We start from the raw sequence: 16,904 nt of genomic DNA, 5'->3' as shown, positions 1-16,904 counted from the left end.
CGCCTCCACGTAAGGAGGCGCGTAACAAGCAGGTTTATTAGGCTGCTAGGATGGCTTTTAGATCATCCTGAACATTGCCAATACTGCGCATATCGAACTTCTCTTGGATGATGGCGATTAGGTTTGGCGTTAGGAATGCCGGTGCAGTAGGGCCTGTGTAAATGCCTTTCACGCCCAATGCAAATAGCGTTAGCAAGATAACGATCGCTTTTTGCTCGAACCAAGAAAGCACAAGCGTGAGTGGTAGTTCATTGATGTCACAGTCAAACTCTTTCGCCAGTGCAAGTGCAAGCTGGATTGCAGAGTAAGCATCGTTACATTGGCCCACATCCAATAGGCGAGGGATGCCGTTGATATCGCCGAACGTATTCTTGTTGAAGCGGAACTTACCACACGCCAAGGTCAGGATTAGCGTGTCTTCTGGCGCTTCAGCCGTAAAATCGGTGTAGTAGCTGCGTTCCGCTTTATCACCATCACAACCGCCGACTAGGAAGAAGTGTTTGATGTTGCCTTGCTTCACTTGGTCGATAACCGCAGGGGCGGCGTTCATCAGTGCATTGCGACCAAAACCAACCGTGATGTGGTGTTCGATTTCATCGTGTTGGAAACCGTCTTGCGCTAGCGCACATTCAATCACTTGGCTAAAATCATCGCCTTCGATGTGAGCCACTCCAGGCCAGCCAACAATACTGCGGGTGAATAGACGGTCTGCGTATTGACCCACATTTGGATTCAACAAACAGTTTGACGTCATTACGATTGCGCCAGGGAAGTTTGCGAATTCTTTCTGCTGGTTTTGCCATGCGCTGCCGTAGTTACCGACAAGATGAGGGTATTTCTTCAGCTCTGGGTAGCCGTGTGCAGGCAGCATTTCACCGTTGGTGTAAACGTTGATGCCTTTGCCTTCGGTCTGTTGCAGGATTTTTTCTAGGTCATGCAAATCATGGCCAGAGACAAGAATACATTTGCCTTTTACTGGTTTGACGTTCACCGTGGTTGGTTCTGGATGGCCGAAGGTCGTTGTTTCGCCTTGGTCGAGCATTTCCATCACTTTGTAGTTCATCAGGCCAATGCGCATTGAGCAATCAAGTAGTTCGCCAAGATCTTCAGGATCTGTGCCCAACCACGCCATGATTTCATGGTATTCGGCATAGATATCGTTGTTGGTTTGCTCAAGAACGCGTGCGTGCTCCATGTACGCGGCTGCTCCTTTAAGTCCGTATAGGCAAAGTAGGCGTAGGCCAATAACATCTTCATGTACTTGGTCTTTACCACGGTTAACCGCGACTTGCGGAGCAAAAGTTAAGATTGCTTCTGCGCTGTTTGGTAGCTCAAAGTGAGCAACCGCAGGAATGTCAGCGACTTCGGTATCGGCAAGCGTTGCTGCAGACATCACTTGCTCTTTTAGCAATGTTTTGTACGTTGCAGCTTGAGAAGTTAACTCCAGGATGCGTTCAGGGTCGAAGTTAACGTTCGTCAATGTAGAGAAAAATGCCTTGGGTGCCCATTGGTTGATTTCATCGTTAATGATGTTGAATTCAAGTGCTTTTGATGCCCAAAAAGAAACCCCTTGCAGTGTGTAAACCAACACGTCTTGTAGGTCTGATACTTCAGAAGTTTTGCCACACATGCCTTGTGCAAAAGAACAACCTTTGACAGCAGGGGTTTGAATTGTCTGTTCACATTGAATACAGAACATATTGGGTTCTCCAGTGATTGTTTTAATAGTCGTGATGTTGACCACTAGAGAGCAGAATGCGTGCCAATTATTATCTTGTTGATTTTTAATGGCTTTGTTTGTTTTTGATAGAGGAGGTGATGTAATTAAGACAACGCAAATGATGTCTTAATTACATCAGCTTCTTGTGGTTGGTTATTTATTGATCCCAAGTTTTTTACCCATCCGATATAAGTTCCCGCGATCCATTTGCAAAAACTCCGCTGCTTTTGCCCAAACGCCACCAGTTTGGCTCAAAGCATGTTCAATTAAATCACGCTGATAGCTTTCTATTAGCTCTCGCATTGGTTGGCTTTCTTTGGGTAAATAATGTGATGTGTTTTTTACATCATCGAGAGCCAATGAGGTGTCGAAATGGTTAAGCATGATCGTGCTTGCGCCTTGTTGAATGGCGTGTAAAGCCGCGCGAGTTAAAGTGTGTTCGAGCTCGCGCACGTTTCCGTACCAAGGTAAAGATTCCAATTGAGTCAACACTTTAGGATGAACGTGCAGATTGGGTGCATTGAATTGTTGGCGTACTTTTTCTAACAGGTATCCTGCTAAAACAGGAATGTCACCGTCACGGACGCGCAGTGGTGGCACTTGGATTGGGAACACGTTCAGACGATGGAAAAGGTCTGCTCGAAACGTGCCAGCTTCGACCTCTTTTTCTAATTGTCGATTGGTCGCGGCGATGATGCGCACATTGACCATCAAATGCTGATCGCTACCTACACGTTGCAGCTCGCCTTGCTGGATCACACGCAGCAATTTTGCTTGCAAAATCAAAGGCAGTTCGCCCACTTCATCAAGGAAAATCGTTCCACCGTCTGCCAGTTCAAACTTACCGGCACGGTGGCTATTAGCACCTGTAAATGCGCCTTTGACATGGCCAAACAGTTCACTCTCAGCCAGACCTTCAGGCAGGGCCGCACAGTTGACGTAAATCATCGGCTTATCGCTACGATGAGATTGCGCGTGCACCGAGTGCGCGACCAGTTCTTTACCCGTACCGGTCTCTCCTGTGATAAGTACCGCGTAATCTGATTGAGCAACGGTCGCAATGTTGTTTCGTAACTGGTTAATCTGCGGACTCAAACCCACCATTTCGCCATGTTGAGAACGGGCTTGCTGGATAAGGGTTTGAGTGACGCTTTTTTGCTTCTGGTTTTGCGCTTTGAGTGCTTTTAATTGAGCAATGTTACGCAATGTCGCAGCGGTCAAAGCCGCAAAGGTTTCGATAGCGACAGGGTCAATGTCATCAAACGCGCCCACCGTTAGGGCATCCATAGTTAGTGCGCCAACAAGTTGGCCTTCTACATACAAGCTAAAGCCCATGCAATCGTGTACATCAATGCACTGGTCTTCGGTTAATAGTGTGCCGTCAAAAGGATCAGGCAGTGAACAATCGGCATCGAAACGCACCGGTTCACGGCTATGAATAATGGCATCTAAGCGTGGATGTGCTTTGGGGAAATAGCGACGACCTAAGACCGAGCTGGATAAGCCTTTTACCGCGACAGGAGTCAGAAACCCATCCTCATCGAAGATAAACAGGCAGCTCGCATCACATGGGAATACTTGCGCGACCCCATCAATGAGGTTTTGATATTGCTGCTCGTGAGAACGATTAGAGCTGAGGTTTAGCGCGATATTAAGGAGTACGTGGTCAACAGTCGGTGTCATAACAAGCCCAAAGTTATCTGGAATGGGCCCATGCTAGCAATTTGATGTCATTTGAACATCAAAAGGTGTGGGAGATTGATGTTCCATTGACGACAATCAAATTTGACTCAAATAGAACCGCGCAAGCCGATGAGTAAGCAACGTACGCTTGCGCGGATTAAGCTCTTTGAGCCAAAACAGCAGACCAATGGAACGGAGTCATCGTGTTCAAATTAGCGAGGTACAACCCTTGCGTCATTACCAGACATGTTGATTTGAACGGCTTGGCCTGGCTGGAAAATCATGTTTGGGTTTGCTTCTTGAACGACAGATATGATCTTTCCATCCTCTAAGCGAATAGTCAGGTTCACACCATTTCTTTTCGCGGTTGCTCCGGCGGCTTTACTACCTGCATAACCACCTAATAAACCACCACCAATGGCTGCGATATCCGAGCCAGAACCGCCCCCAATTTTCGAACCCAAAATACCACCAACGGCAGCCCCTGCTATTGTACCGATGGCGTTGGATTGGGTAGAGGCATCAATGGTTACGGGTTCTACTTTTTCTATCGTGCCGTAGTAAACCTGCTGAACTTTGCGAGTGTCGGACGAGCCGTATGCATCTCCGTACGGGTTAGGTGAGCTACAGCCGCCAAGCACGATCGCACAAGTAATGGTGAGCAACATGCCTAACTTGATGTGTTTTTTCATATAGCCTCCGAATGCTTTCTCCACCCAAAGAGTATATACCTCAATTTAGCATGTGCTTTGATGCGTTAATAAACAGCCGTTTAGTGATGTTGTTTCTCAAGAATACGTACATTTCTGAGCGATGTTAACGGCCTTTTAGCGTATGAAACCCAGAGTAAATTCGCGTGAATGTGGTAAACCAACATGCCGCACCAAAAATGTAAGCAATGACCGAAAAGTGCTGTGGCATCAGGCAAAACAGCACAAAACAGCCGATGGTTTCCGTGCCTTCGGTTAAACCGCTCATGTAGTAGAGGGATTTGTGTTTATACACCGGATTATCGATGCCTTGTTTCCCAGCCATGATGGCAAAAGCTAAAAAGCTGCTTCCCGTTCCGACAAAGGAAAAAATCAAAAATGCCCCAGCAATGGCATTTTGTTCTGGATTTGCTAACACAAAACCAAAAGGAATTAGGGAATAGAACAGAAAATCCAAGCTAATATCGAGAAAACCGCCCGCATCGGTAATGCCTTGAATCCTCGCCAGTGCGCCGTCTAATCCATCACAGATTCTGTTCAGCAAAATAAACAGCAATGCCAACAAGTATTGTTCGGTGATCAAAGCCGGTAGGGCAAAGCAGCCAAGCACAAAACCAAATACTGTCGTTTGGTTTGCGGTGATGCCACATTTGTCGAGGTATGTCGCACTGAGTGCGAGCGGTTTGCGGATGAGCTTTATACTCAGGCTATCAAGCATGATTTGTCTCCCACGGCCAGTTTAGGCAGCGGCTGCCATTGGGAATGTCGTCTTCATCGTGCGTTACCATCAAAGTAGGGATGTTCGCTTGCTGCAATTGCTCGACCACCCAATTGCGAAATTGTACGCGTAGATCTTTATCTAACTTGCTGTAGGGCTCATCGAGTAGCGCAACTTTCGGCTTTGCCAACAGCATACGAGTCAAAGCAATACGGGCACGTTGTCCTCCGGAGATTTGATCTGGGAAGGATTCGGCAAGTTTGGTCAATGCAATGTTCTTCAGTGCTTGCATGGCGTGAGCTTTACGTTCTTCACCTTTGATTGAGTTTGGTAGCGCGAAGGCAAGGTTCTCCCACACCGTCAAGTGGGGGAAGAGCAAATCGTCTTGGAATAGAATACCGACCTGACGCTTATGCGCAGGGAGGGCATCCAACTTTTCGTTATCAAGCGTAATGGATCCAGAGTAGTTGAACTCGGCGGATAGGTGCCCAGCAATAGCATCCAACAAAGTGGATTTACCACAACCACTTGGTCCCATCAGAGTAACAATTTCACCTTTCTCTACGGTCATGTTGAACGCTGAAAAAAGCGTGTCGCCATTGGCTTTACGGATGGCGAGGTTTTCGAGACAAAGACTCATTCAGTAGTAAACCTTTTATAGACAAGCGGCGATACTTCACGTGTAAGCGGCTTAGTAGTATCGCAAAAGAGAAGAACAAGAACGGCAAGAGTGCTTGCCAAATGGCGTAAATCGCGGTGACACGTCGGTCAAAACCACTGGATAGCGCAACGGCTTCGGTGGTGATGGTGCTAATGCGCCCAGCCCCTAGCACCAATGTCGGCAGGTATTGCGCCAGACTTACGCTAATCCCGACAGCCCATGCGAATGCAATCGCAGGTAGGAGGATTGGCAGTTTCACTTTTAACCAAGCTTGCATCGGTGATTTACCCAAGCTGAGTGCGACGCGAGTTAAGCCGTTATCGAAGCTGCGCCATGGACCGTCTAGCGAGAGGTAAATAAATGGGAACGCGAAGAATACGTGCGCCCAGCATACCCAAAAGAAATACGCGTTACTGTTTAAGTACAGCGTCACTACTTGCATACCGAATAGCACGGATAGCTGAGGAATCAGCATTGGGATGGCGATGATGTAACCGGGCACCTGCCAGCGATAACGAAGGCGATACTCATGTGCGATCAAGGCAAGGGCTAGAGCGACGGTCGCGCTGATAACGGCAATTAGCATGCTCTGTTCCAGCGTGCCAAGAATGCTGTGCCATTCGTATTCCCAAAAACGCAGGCTATAGCGGCTCGGTAGTAAATCTGGAAAGCGCCAGCGTTGAGCAAAGCTCCACACCACCATGAGTGGAATCATTAGAAGTGCGAGTAGCGCAATCAGTGAAAATAGGGTTTTACCGGGTAAACGAAACCCGTTTCGACCAGAGTACTGCCAGCGTTTGAAGCCTTTGGTAATACACCATTCCATCAAGCGTGCAAATCCAATCAAAAGGCTAGCGATTGCAAACAACACGACCGCGCCTGCGGCAGCTCTTGGTAGTAGCGATAAATCTGGGTCGTTAAACCACTGCCATACCAAAACCGCAAACGTTGGTGGGTTGGTAGGGCCAATAATTAATGCAACATCGACAACCGACAAGCTGTAAGCCAATACCGCCAGCATTGGAAAGCGCAGTTTTGCTATCCATTGTGGGAATACGCATTTCCACCACGCTTGCGCCGAACTGTAGCCCATCGAATGACTGACTTTTTCAATCTTATCGACTTTCAATTGCTGAAGAATTGGAATACTCATCAACAATAAAAACGGCACTTCTTTAATCGCAAGCATGATGACCAAACCGAGTGCATGCGGGTCTTTAATCAGCAATGATAAGTCATTCACCGTTTGTGCATTGGGATCGTAACCAAACAGTTGGTTGAGAACACGAACGCCCATACCTGTTGGTGCAAACAAGAACGCAAAGCCAATTGCAAACGCGACATGCGGCATAGCGAGAAGTGGCGAGAGGCTAACTTCAATTTTTCGCCAAAACTTGCTGCCCCACGATGCTTGCAAAATTGCAAATGTGATCAAGCAAGCCAAGTAGCTACTAAAAATGGCAGAGTAGAAAGTCAGCCCGATGGATGTCCAAACACCCTCCCAATCAAAAACAGCGTTAAAGCCATCCAAAGAAAAGTGGTGCAAGCCGATAGGAGGTACATAACCGAGCGCAGAAACCACCACTCCGAGTAGTCCCGGAATGGTAGGTAAAATACAAACAGCGATAATGATTAAATATAGCGCTCTTAACATGGGCTCTTATTAATTCCCGTAGCGTTTCAACCATTCTTTTTCTAAGGCAGATTGCCAACTCGGATGCGGCTCAGCGATAGATTTGAATTGTTGAGTATTTTTAGCCGAACCTGTTAGGTATTGGCTGCTTAGCACTGAAGGATCGCCCCAGATGTTAAGGTTACCTTTGCGAGATTGTGCTTCAGGGCTCAATAAAAAGTTTATCGCAACTTGCGCACCGGCACTGGCATTTGCGTTCCAAGGAATCGCTAAGAAGTGAATGTTTGAGAGTGCACCTGCGTCCATCGCATACGCTTTGGTGCTTTCTGCAAGATTACCACTCGATTGCGCAGAAAAAACCGCGTTTGGGTTAAAGGTAATCGCAAGATCAATCTGACCATCATCCAGTAATTGAAGCGTTTCAGCCGTCCCTCCTGGGAATTGCTTACCGCCACGCCAAGCAACTTTATGGAACTCATCTAGGTAAGCCCATAGCGGTTGAGTGATTTGCTCAAATGTTTCACCAGTGACTGGTTTTTGCAAAGCGGGATCGTTGTTGGTCAACTCAATCAACAGTGCTTTAATAAAGCTTGTCCCATGAAACTCTGGTGGGCGAGGGTAAGTTAGGCGATTTGGAAACGCTTTTGCGTAACTCAGCATTTCAGCAAAAGATCGAGGAGGGTTATGCAGGGTTTGCTCATCATGAATAAACACTAATTGCCCCACACCCCAAGGTGCTTCCAGACCTTCAGTTGGCTCTGAAAAATCCACATCAATTGGCAATGATTTATCAACGTACTGCCAGCTTGGCAAACCTTCAACAAAAGGACCAAACAGTAATTGGTTATCCTTCATTGATTTGAAGTTCTCGCCATTGATCCAAACCATATCAACACTGCCACCGCTGTTTTTGCCTGCGGCTTTTTCTGCAATTAGGCGAGTGGTGGTTTCGGAAATATCAGTGACTTTCACGTGATTTAACGTCACGTTGTAGCGAGATTTAAGCTCTTTGCCTGCCCATTGGATATAGCGGTTGATCTCTTGGCTACCACCCCAAGCATGAAAATAGACGGTTTGTCCGTCAGCTTGTTGTTCGATTTTTTGCCATTCACTAGCGGCCGATGAGTCAGCAAAAGATGAAGTTGCAAAAGTGGTGGCTAAAATGCCAATGGTACTGAGTAGCTTTTTCATACGTAGTCCGTGTTTTTCTTCTGGTTCTTGTTTGAAGCTTCGCTGAGTTTGTTCACGAATAGCCTCTGTCCTTCACAAGGATAGTAATCTATCTCGCGGTATTATCAATGTGAATCCCAATAGGATTTATTAATTGATTCAGGGAATTACTATCAATGATGTAAAGGGTAGAGCGCAGCACGATAGCTGCACTCTTTTAGCATCAATGTTGGATAGACCGGACTACTTCGCTAATTCTTCCATGTTGATGCCTTTTTTCTTCGCGATGTATTTTGGAACCAGAGACATACCAAACAGCACAAGACCCGCAACCGCAAATTTCACTAGCAACATCACAGACACGCCGTTTGTCGCAATATCCCCCGCCATGTAAGCGAAGATGAATGCGCCTGGTGCCATGGTCAACAGAGAAACCAGAGCGTAAGTGCCAAGGTTGAGGCTGGTTAGACCGTAAGCGTAGTTTTGTAGGCTGAATGGGAATACAGGCACAAGACGAGTCAGAATCAAGAAGCTGGTGCCGTTTGCTGCTACACCGTCATCGATTTTCTTGAAGATTGGGTTGTCGCCAAACTTCTTCATGATGGTATTACGCAGTAGGAAGCGCGCCACGATGAATGCCGCCACCGCGCCAAGCGTTGCAGAAAACAGCGCCAATACGCCACCTTTGATAGGACCAAATACGATACCTGCCACAATGGTGAACGCGCTGCCCGGTAGTAGGAAAACACACGCAAACACGAATGCTGCTACGAATACGGCGTAACCCCATACCCCAAAGCTTGCGATCCAATCTTGTAGGCTCTTGATGTCAGTGATGATTTCAAGAATACCAGTTTGTTTTGCCGCGAACAGAGCAATAGCTACAACAGCGACGATAAGAGCGATTTTTACGAATTTCATAAGTTCAACTTCACTTAAACCTAATAATTAAAAAGATATAGCTACAAAGAAGTAGTTACATAGACATAGCTACACAGACATACACTTGATCAGACCCGCTTTTGATTTGTAGCGGTTGAACCAAGCTTTCACAGGGCTAGCGAGTACGTTGACTGGCGGTTCATCGCCTTGCATGATCACCGGGCCGAACATTAGATCTAGAATGTGCCAAGATTTCGTACCAACACCCATCATGGATGCACGACAAGCCGAGCAGTAAACCACAACGTAGTCTGTCTCAAACTCTTCAACACGGCGCTTGATTACGCGCGTTGCCACGTCAGGGTTTGCAGGTACAACCATGCCGCCGAAACCACAACAGCGCGTGTTTTCACGTGTGTGTTCTGGTTCAGAGGTTTTGTAGCCAAGCTCGTTTAAGATCCAGCGAATGCCGTCTTGCAGTTCTTTCTCGTAGCGAGTCGAACAAGAATCATGAATGGTAAACACCACGTCACTGTTTTTTGCTTTGCCGCGTAGCGCTTCTGGCAAACCGATTTCTGGAAGCAGTTTCCATAATGAAACCGGCTTTTGTGTGCCGCCAGACTTCTTGATCATGCCGTAGCAGCTTTGGCACGCCACGATGACTTCTTGTGCATCTAGCTTGTCGAAGTCTGCTTGAAGCTGGCCGTTGCGTTCTTTGAATTTCTCTGTTTGGCCGATAGCCGCGGTCGGTTTGCCACAGCATTTCTGTACTGCGCCCATTTCTGGGAATACTTCTTTTAGGTAGCTCGCAATGGCCGCTACGCCTTCTGGTGAATAGGATGGCAAACTGCATCCTGGCATAAATACTTTATTACTCATTTTGTCGATACCGCTCGTTTTGCCATAGTGAAGATTTTTGAGAAGCCCAGTTTCTGGTGCATATTGATCGCTTTATGGCCCGGCATTGGTGATTCACCATTGTTTGCCTTAACAAAGTCAGCACGTGCGCCTAGGAACATTTCCTTCATCGGGAAGTCTTTCGGACACACGATGGTGCACTGGTCACAGGCGTTACATGAGTAAGCCAGCAATGGATCCATCGACTTGTTGTTCACGAAGTCAGAGAAGATGGTCTTTGGACAGTCGCTGAAGTCGTTCATCATGATGCACTCGGTCATACATAGCTTGCAGCTACATTGCAGACAGCGAGATGCTTCTTGTTTGATTTGTTGTTCAGTAAAGCCTAAATCCACTTGGGCAAAATCTTGCTTACGCTCTTCTGCGTCACGTAACTCACCGTGTAGGCGAGGGATATCTACCGTACCTTTTGGTAGTGGTACGTCTAGGCGAGATGAGTAGCTGTATTCTTGCTCGAAGTCGCGGTATTCAGTTAGTGGGCGAGTCGTTAGGAAACGCTCAACACTCATTGCGGCTTTACGACCTAATGCCATCGCTTCAATCACGATGTTACCGCCACACGCGTCACCGGCTACGAAGACGTCTTCTAGGCTCGATGCTAGTGTTTGTTTATCGACCACGTAACGACCACCGCGAGTTTGCTCTAGTGCACCGTCAGTAATGTCTGCCACGATTTGACCGGTTGCAAAAACGATGGTGTCTACAGAGATGGTTTTGCTTTCTTCGCTGTACTGAGGTGCAAAGTTGCCTTGCTCATCAAAGATAGACAGGACTTTCTTGATAGTGATGCCGGTTACTTTGCCGTTCTCGTGTTCGATAGCAACTGGGCCCCAACCTGCGTTGAACTCGACGCCTTCTTCTAGTGACTCGTCGATTTCGACTTGGCTTGCTGGCAGGTTTTCAATACTCTCAAGTGAGCATTGGTACACGTCGCTTGCACCAATACGCCATGAAGAGCGCGCACAGTCCATTGCAACGTCACCACCGCCGACAACCATCACTCGTTTACCTGCACGTGGAAATTGGCGAGTTTCAGAAATCTCTTTTAGGTATTCAACCGCAGAAAACACGCCATCGTTGTCATGACCCGGCAGAGGGATGATCGAACCGACGTGTGCACCGTGAGCCAGAATCACAGCATCATGTTCGCTACGTAGAGTGTCGAAGCTAATGTCTTTGCCGATCTCAACGCCGAACTGAGTTTTGATACCCAGCATCGCCAAGTAGCTGTATTCGAAGTCGATAACGTCGCGCGGTAAACGGTATTCAGGGATACCCACACGCATCATGCCGCCGTATACGTCTAGCTTTTCGTAAATCGTTACTTCGTGGCCTTGACGACGAAGCTCAATAGCCGCTTGCGCGCCAGCAGGGCCTGCACCTACGATCGCAATGTGTTTGTTCGTCAGAGGCGCAATGTTGAGATCCCAGTGATCTTGGTTATCCATTTTCTCTGCAACGAAACGTTTGATGCCCGCTACGCTGATTGGTTGACCGAACTCTGTGTTGCGACGACAAGACGCTTCACAAGGGTGGGCACAAATACGACCAAGAGTTTGAGGAAGGAATAATTTGCTGCGGATCAGATCCAGAGCACCTTGGAAATTCCCTTCGCCTGCCATGCGAACGTACTGCTTTACGTCCGTGTGCATTGGACATGCGGTTTGACATGCCGGATCGGCATCACCCATACAACCATCGACAATCGTTTGAGCGGTGTCGAATAGCTTTTGGCTAAAAATTACATTGTTCATTCACTGTGGTTCCGTGTTGATTAGCTCTTGCCGTTGATAACTTTCACTTCAGGATTCTTTTGCTCGTAGTGAGCATGGCTGTACTCGATCCATGAGCCGTCGTAGTTGTAGACGCCTTCTGCACCTAGTACTTCAGTAAGAATCATGGTGGTGTGGGCAGAGCGAACACCAGACTGGCAGTAAGCGATAACTTTCTTACCTTTGATGATGTCGCTATAAAGGGCTTGCAGTTCTTCTGCTGATTTCAGCGTTGTGTCTTCGTTCAACGCTTTGGTCCAGTTAATGTGAACACTGCTTGGGATAGTGCCCGGACCGTATGCGCCAGAAACCGCAACTTCACCGTTGAACTCGTCGTTGCCGCGAGTATCTAGGATCACCCAATCAGGGTTGTTTTGCGCTGCGATAACCATGTCTAGAGTTGCTAGGGCATTGTTCTCTTGTTGTGTGTTAGGTGCGTTGTATTCAACCGCTGCAACGCTTTGGTTTGCAGAGCCAGTTGGGTAGCCAGCGCCCATCCAAGCGTTCAAGCCCCCGTCAAGGTAACGAACATCTTGATGGCCAAGGTTATGGATTTGCCAGTAAAGACGCGCAGCATCGTGGTGTGAGCCCGCAGCGTAGACGACGATTGTGCTGTCTGTTGTTGCGCCGAAGCTGCCTAGGATTGTCTCCATTTCTTCTGTGCTATTACTCATACCGCCGAAGTCGTAGGCGTCTTCAGTCGCTGAGTAATCGTTACGCCACATAGTGTAAGAACCAGAAATAGGACTATCTGGTTTGATAGGGTTTAGCGCACCGATCACAACCACGTCTTTGTCACCATCCATCAGCGATTTCAGTTGTTGTGCAGAAATGAAGTGTTCTGGGTGAGCGTATTGTGTGAACTTCTGCTCTTGAGCAGCAGCATCCACTATTACAGCCTCAGCTGAGAACATCGTATTGTAAGCTGAGTAGCCAACCACTGCGACAGCGGCCAACACACCCAACGCAATTGTCGATTTTTTCATGAGTTGCTTCCGTATTTTAATTTAAAGTTTTGCTGCCGAATCCTTGATGTTTCGACAGATAGAATGCTTTTGAAGGGGGAGTACAGGCATGAACGTTTCTTAATCATTTTTGGTGTTCATGGCTTAAAATAAGCGGAAATGCACTCTACCCCTTTGTGGGTAAGGCATTCTGAGGAAATCAATAGTTAGGTGGTATTGTGGTTTCCCACAATAATGATGTGGGATTGATCTAAAGCAACAAAGTTAGAGAGGGGAACGGTGCTAAAATGCGAAACCAATACGCTGTCGTTGTGCTTTATTAAGTGACTAAAAATTATTTTCAGAAACTCCTTTATTCTATTGTATTTGTTTGTTTTACCTGTATTTCTCAAGTCAAAGCAGAACATCAGTCTGATAGGACAACATTTGATGTAGGTGTGCTGGCATTGAGAGGGCATTCTCACGCTAAAGAATCTTGGCAACCCACAATGACATGGTTGGAAGAACAAAACCCCAGCTATGAATTCAACTTACATACTTACGATTTTGACCAACTAGAAGAAGCCTTTTACACGGTTGGTTGGATTTCATATTAACGAGTCCAGGACAGGCAACTAAGCTTGCTCGTGAGTACCCTATTAACTGGCTAGCAACGCAGAAAACGGCTTACAGCAATGTGCCGAACAAGTCGATAGCATCAGTCGTTGTTGTGCGTGAAGAATCGCCTTTTAAAACACTGAGAGACATCAATGAAGCCAGTATCGCTGCTGTATCAGAAAAGGCGTTTGGTGGTTTTCTTGCTCTACGTTATGAGCTCGACAAACTTGGGTATTTCAACTCATCGTTCTTTGAAACAATCCACTTTACTGGCCCACCGACCGATCAGTTGATTCTCGATGTGATCGACGACCAAATTGATGTTGCAATTGTTCCTGCTTGTACGCTGGAAAACATGGCGGCCGAAGGCAAGATAGAGCTGCATAATTTGCGAGTGCTCAACGAAAGAAGGCCTGCTGATTCCGTTTGCGCAGTTAGTACTCCTCTGTACCCAAATTGGACCATGGCCATGACGGAGCGTGCTCCGGTAGATGTTGGGCAAAAGGTCGCACAAACCCTGTTTGCAATGCCTGCAGATCATTCAGCCGCTATTGCTGCCAACAATGTGGGTTGGACGCTACCTGCGCCTAGCGTTAACGTAGATAAAGTCTACAAGCATTTGGACTTACATCCCTTACAGAAACCTTGGGCGCAAAAAGTTCAAGAGTGGCTACATAAAAACCAAGCAGTCGCTATCGCAGCGCTGCTAACATTGGTGTTACTGACTATCTATCACTTTTGGCTAGAGTGGACGTTCAAACGTAGTAGAGAAAAGTTGAAAGCTACCCTCAATGATTTACGTCGCAAGAGTAGCATGTTGGAACATGCTCAACGTATTACGATTGTGGGAGAATTAGGCAGCAGTATCGCACATGAAATTAATCAACCATTGGCTGCGATTAAAAACTACAGTCAAGGTGCAAAGATGCGGATGGAGCAAGGCACTACACCCGAGGAAATGTTGCCGATAATAGAGAAAATTCAACAACAAGTGACGTCTGCGAGTGACATAGTGCAGCGTTTACGTAGTTTGATTCACCGGACGCCAATCGAGAAAAGCTGGGTTGACTTACCTGCCGTCATCAATGATGCAATGAAGTTGGTGGATTATGAGTTCCAACGTCACAATATCCAACTAGGTGTGATGTATTCTGGCGAGGTACAAAACGTTTATGCGGATGTGACCGGATTGCAACAGGTGATCATTAATGTGCTTAATAATGCCAAAGATGCTTGTCTTGCTCATTCGACTTCGCAAAAAGAGTTGTTTGTTGATCTCCATATCAGCTTTTGTGATGACGTTGTCATCATTGATGTCATGGATAACGGGGTCGGGTTCGAAGAGCAAAATACCCCTCTTGATCAGCCTTTTTATACCACGAAGGAAAATGGCCTAGGGTTAGGGCTTGCTATTTGTCGCGATGTAATTGAAGCGCACCAAGGTTCCATCAATTTTAGGTCAATTGACCCATCTGGGTGCCAAGTGACTATCGTTTTACCATATCAGGAAGCTCAGAATGAGTCGTAATCTTTGTCCACTTTATATCGTTGACGATGAAGTGCCTGTTTTAGAATCAATGGCCTTTATGTTAGAAAGTTATGGTTATAGCGTCGATGTCTATTCAAACGGGCAAGATTTCTTACAGAGTGTGAATCTGCATCAAGCTGGATGTGTATTGTTGGATAGCCGAATGCCAGAAATGCGTGGGCAGGAGCTTCACCTGTTAATGCGTAATCAATGCAGTCCAATCAGCGTTATATATCTGACTGGGCACGGTGATATTCCAATGGCAGTCGAGGCCTTAAAAGAAGGCGCGTTGGACTTTTTTCAAAAGCCTGTGGACGGTAATGCTTTAGTGGCGGCAATCGATAATGCTATGGAATGTTCACTAAAAAACCAAGAAAAACAAAGTGCAAAACTAACTCTTCAAAGCCTTACTAGAAGAGAAAAAGAAGTACTGATTCTGGTGGTTAAAGGGATGAAAAATCAGGATATGGCGAACCAACTGTGTGTTTCGCTTCGCACTATAGAAGTTCATCGCTCCAATGTAATGAAGAAGTTGGAAGTAGAAAGTTTAGCGGCATTGATTCATAAAGTAGGGCACGTAATTTAGGTATAAAAAAAGCAGCCAGTTGGCTGCTTTTAAAAATGGTTTTGTTTACTGACTTGGGATTAGTTTACCCAGTCACGTAGAGTAAACGTCAATTCATGATAGGCGTTTTTCAGAACAAGACCATCTTTAGTTAGAGTGATGTCACTCCAGTTAGATAGTGTTTGTGTCATTGCATTTTCGATCTTCATTTGATCTTCCATACACATCTTCATGGTCATGCCCATTTTTTCGATGCGTAGTTGGTTGTTTTTCAGCTCAGCTTGACCGAAGAAGTTGTTACAACCCGCATTGCCGTTTGCTGTTAGGTTTTCACCGATTTCTAGGCGAGCCGCTTTTTGGTTTTCGTCTAGAACGATATTCTTACCATCAACTTGAACAAGTTCCCAGTTGTGGTGCTGTAAGTCTTGAGCCGTAATTTCTTTCACATCATCACCGTTGCTAGCACAAGCAGTCATAAGAACAGGGAGAGAGATTGCTGTAACTAACGTTTTTAGGCTAAGCTTCATTTTATAGACTCCGTTTTTAGAAACGCGGTAAGTATAAGTAATAAAACACTGTTTTTGTCAGCATACGGTTATGGTTTCGTATGTTTTTGACATAACGAAGTGTATAACAGATTTTGTCGGTGAGTAATCTTCTCGTTTAGTTATTTAAACTAGGCAAATACGCCCTAACATGGAAAGAGCGTTTATAGTATGGAGCAACTGGAATTTTTCACTGTCCCAAGCCCTTGTGTTGGAGTATGTACCTCCGATGAAAAAGGGTATTGCAAGGGGTGTATGAGAAAAAGAGAGGAGCGGTTTAATTGGCTGAACTTAACCCCCGCTCAGCAGTTGCACGTTATTAAGTTGTGTCGTCAAAGATACAGAAGAAAGATGTTGGCAGGGAAGACGAAGCCAGAACAGCTTCAAGATAATTCATCACCTCAACAAGATTTGTTTTAGAAGCATTTCTAATTAAGGTGCGGACACGCCATTGTTCTTGTTTCTGCTTTTTACATATTCCCGGCCCGGCAAGGTATCCTTTAAGAACCGGGAATCTCCTATCCATTTTTCCCTATAAATCGGTAATTGGCGTTATTTCATCGACCAACGGTCGCTAACCCAGCCTCCCGCTTGTTCGTCAAAGTGATTTCCTGCAAATCGATGGTTGAGCTCAACCTCTAATTTGCTTGTTGGAAGCTCATCCATTAACTGGTGAATGTACCTTGCCATAGGGTCGGTACATGCTTCACGTTCTCGGCGGATGACCACTTCTTTGATCATTTGGAGTCTGTAGCTATTGCTGGCTCGTTTCATTTTTGACCTCCAGAACTCGATGGCAGCAGTTTGAACACATTGACGTCCAGATCGCTGCTCATT

The 16,904-nt window shown here is 46.4% G+C and carries 15 protein-coding genes and 1 pseudogene; 3 read left to right on the top strand and 13 right to left on the bottom strand.

Features of this window, described 5'->3' with window-relative positions:
- Positions 1-37: 37 nt before the first annotated feature.
- The 11 genes from hcp to ACF8EG_RS21340 form a co-directional block, all read right to left on the bottom strand.
- A complete protein-coding gene (gene hcp / locus ACF8EG_RS21390; protein ID WP_069505037.1) occupies positions 38-1,699 on the bottom strand; it encodes a hydroxylamine reductase in 1,662 nt (553 codons plus the stop codon).
- A gap of 174 nt (positions 1,700-1,873) precedes the next feature.
- Complete coding sequence (norR, locus tag ACF8EG_RS21385; protein ID WP_025630891.1) at positions 1,874-3,403, bottom strand: nitric oxide reductase transcriptional regulator NorR; 1,530 nt, start codon at positions 3,401-3,403, stop codon at positions 1,874-1,876.
- Positions 3,404-3,615: 212 nt separating this feature from the next.
- On the bottom strand, positions 3,616-4,095 hold the full coding sequence (locus ACF8EG_RS21380; protein ID WP_025524931.1) for a glycine zipper 2TM domain-containing protein: 480 nt from the start codon (positions 4,093-4,095) through the stop codon (positions 3,616-3,618).
- Positions 4,096-4,219: 124 nt separating this feature from the next.
- Positions 4,220-4,831, bottom strand: coding sequence for a CDP-alcohol phosphatidyltransferase family protein (locus tag ACF8EG_RS21375; RefSeq protein ID WP_005495656.1), 612 nt, complete (start codon positions 4,829-4,831; stop codon positions 4,220-4,222).
- A complete protein-coding gene (locus ACF8EG_RS21370) occupies positions 4,824-5,471 on the bottom strand; it encodes an ATP-binding cassette domain-containing protein (RefSeq protein WP_020903950.1) in 648 nt (215 codons plus the stop codon). The genes ACF8EG_RS21375 and ACF8EG_RS21370 overlap by 8 nt, the downstream gene beginning before the upstream one ends.
- A complete protein-coding gene (locus ACF8EG_RS21365; RefSeq protein ID WP_069505039.1) occupies positions 5,437-7,146 on the bottom strand; it encodes an ABC transporter permease in 1,710 nt (569 codons plus the stop codon). Before ACF8EG_RS21365 ends, ACF8EG_RS21370 begins: the two co-directional genes overlap by 35 nt.
- Before the next feature lie 9 nt (positions 7,147-7,155).
- Positions 7,156-8,316 carry an ABC transporter substrate-binding protein gene (locus ACF8EG_RS21360; RefSeq protein WP_017448685.1) on the bottom strand — a complete coding sequence of 387 codons (1,161 nt, stop codon included), beginning with the start codon at positions 8,314-8,316 and terminating at the stop codon, positions 7,156-7,158.
- 222 nt (positions 8,317-8,538) lie between these two features.
- A complete protein-coding gene (locus ACF8EG_RS21355; protein WP_069505041.1) occupies positions 8,539-9,216 on the bottom strand; it encodes a TVP38/TMEM64 family protein in 678 nt (225 codons plus the stop codon).
- 69 nt (positions 9,217-9,285) lie between these two features.
- Entirely contained in the window at positions 9,286-10,056 is a 771-nt protein-coding gene (locus ACF8EG_RS21350; RefSeq protein ID WP_069505043.1) for a (Fe-S)-binding protein, read from the bottom strand.
- The gene (locus ACF8EG_RS21345; RefSeq protein ID WP_069505045.1) at positions 10,053-11,849 is read right to left on the bottom strand and encodes an FAD-dependent oxidoreductase; all 1,797 of its coding nucleotides are present in this window, start codon (positions 11,847-11,849) and stop codon (positions 10,053-10,055) included. The genes ACF8EG_RS21350 and ACF8EG_RS21345 overlap by 4 nt, the downstream gene beginning before the upstream one ends.
- A 20-nt stretch (positions 11,850-11,869) precedes the next feature.
- Positions 11,870-12,853, bottom strand: a complete 984-nt coding sequence (locus ACF8EG_RS21340) for a sulfurtransferase (RefSeq protein ID WP_069505047.1) — start codon at positions 12,851-12,853, stop codon at positions 11,870-11,872.
- Between the two features lie 467 nt (positions 12,854-13,320).
- Between ACF8EG_RS21340 and ACF8EG_RS21335 the strand changes: the two are divergent.
- Positions 13,321-14,957, top strand: a pseudogene (locus tag ACF8EG_RS21335) (PhnD/SsuA/transferrin family substrate-binding protein).
- Positions 14,947-15,543 carry a response regulator transcription factor gene (locus ACF8EG_RS21330; RefSeq protein WP_005462333.1) on the top strand — a complete coding sequence of 199 codons (597 nt, stop codon included), beginning with the start codon at positions 14,947-14,949 and terminating at the stop codon, positions 15,541-15,543. The pseudogene ACF8EG_RS21335 and the gene ACF8EG_RS21330 overlap by 11 nt, the downstream one beginning before the upstream one ends.
- A 59-nt stretch (positions 15,544-15,602) precedes the next feature.
- Here ACF8EG_RS21330 and ACF8EG_RS21325 read toward each other — a convergent pair whose 3' ends face one another.
- Positions 15,603-16,049 (bottom strand): META domain-containing protein, encoded by a 447-nt coding sequence (locus ACF8EG_RS21325; protein ID WP_069505050.1) that lies wholly within the window; start codon positions 16,047-16,049, stop codon positions 15,603-15,605.
- 189 nt (positions 16,050-16,238) lie between these two features.
- On the opposite strand from ACF8EG_RS21325, the gene ACF8EG_RS21320 reads away from it, so the two are divergent.
- Positions 16,239-16,487 (top strand): DUF1289 domain-containing protein, encoded by a 249-nt coding sequence (locus tag ACF8EG_RS21320; protein ID WP_020840419.1) that lies wholly within the window; start codon positions 16,239-16,241, stop codon positions 16,485-16,487.
- A gap of 132 nt (positions 16,488-16,619) precedes the next feature.
- On the opposite strand, the gene ACF8EG_RS21315 is transcribed toward ACF8EG_RS21320, so the two are convergent.
- Positions 16,620-16,841: a hypothetical protein gene (locus ACF8EG_RS21315; RefSeq protein WP_005462330.1), complete on the bottom strand. Its 222-nt coding sequence runs from the start codon at positions 16,839-16,841 to the stop codon at positions 16,620-16,622.
- Positions 16,842-16,904: the final 63 nt, after the last annotated feature.

It is taken from the genome of Vibrio sp. YQ_11, assembly GCF_043103065.1.
Lineage (GTDB): Bacteria > Pseudomonadota > Gammaproteobacteria > Enterobacterales > Vibrionaceae > Vibrio > Vibrio parahaemolyticus.
Note: the sequence above shows the minus strand (reverse complement) of the source record. Positions and strands in the feature narration are given on the sequence as shown.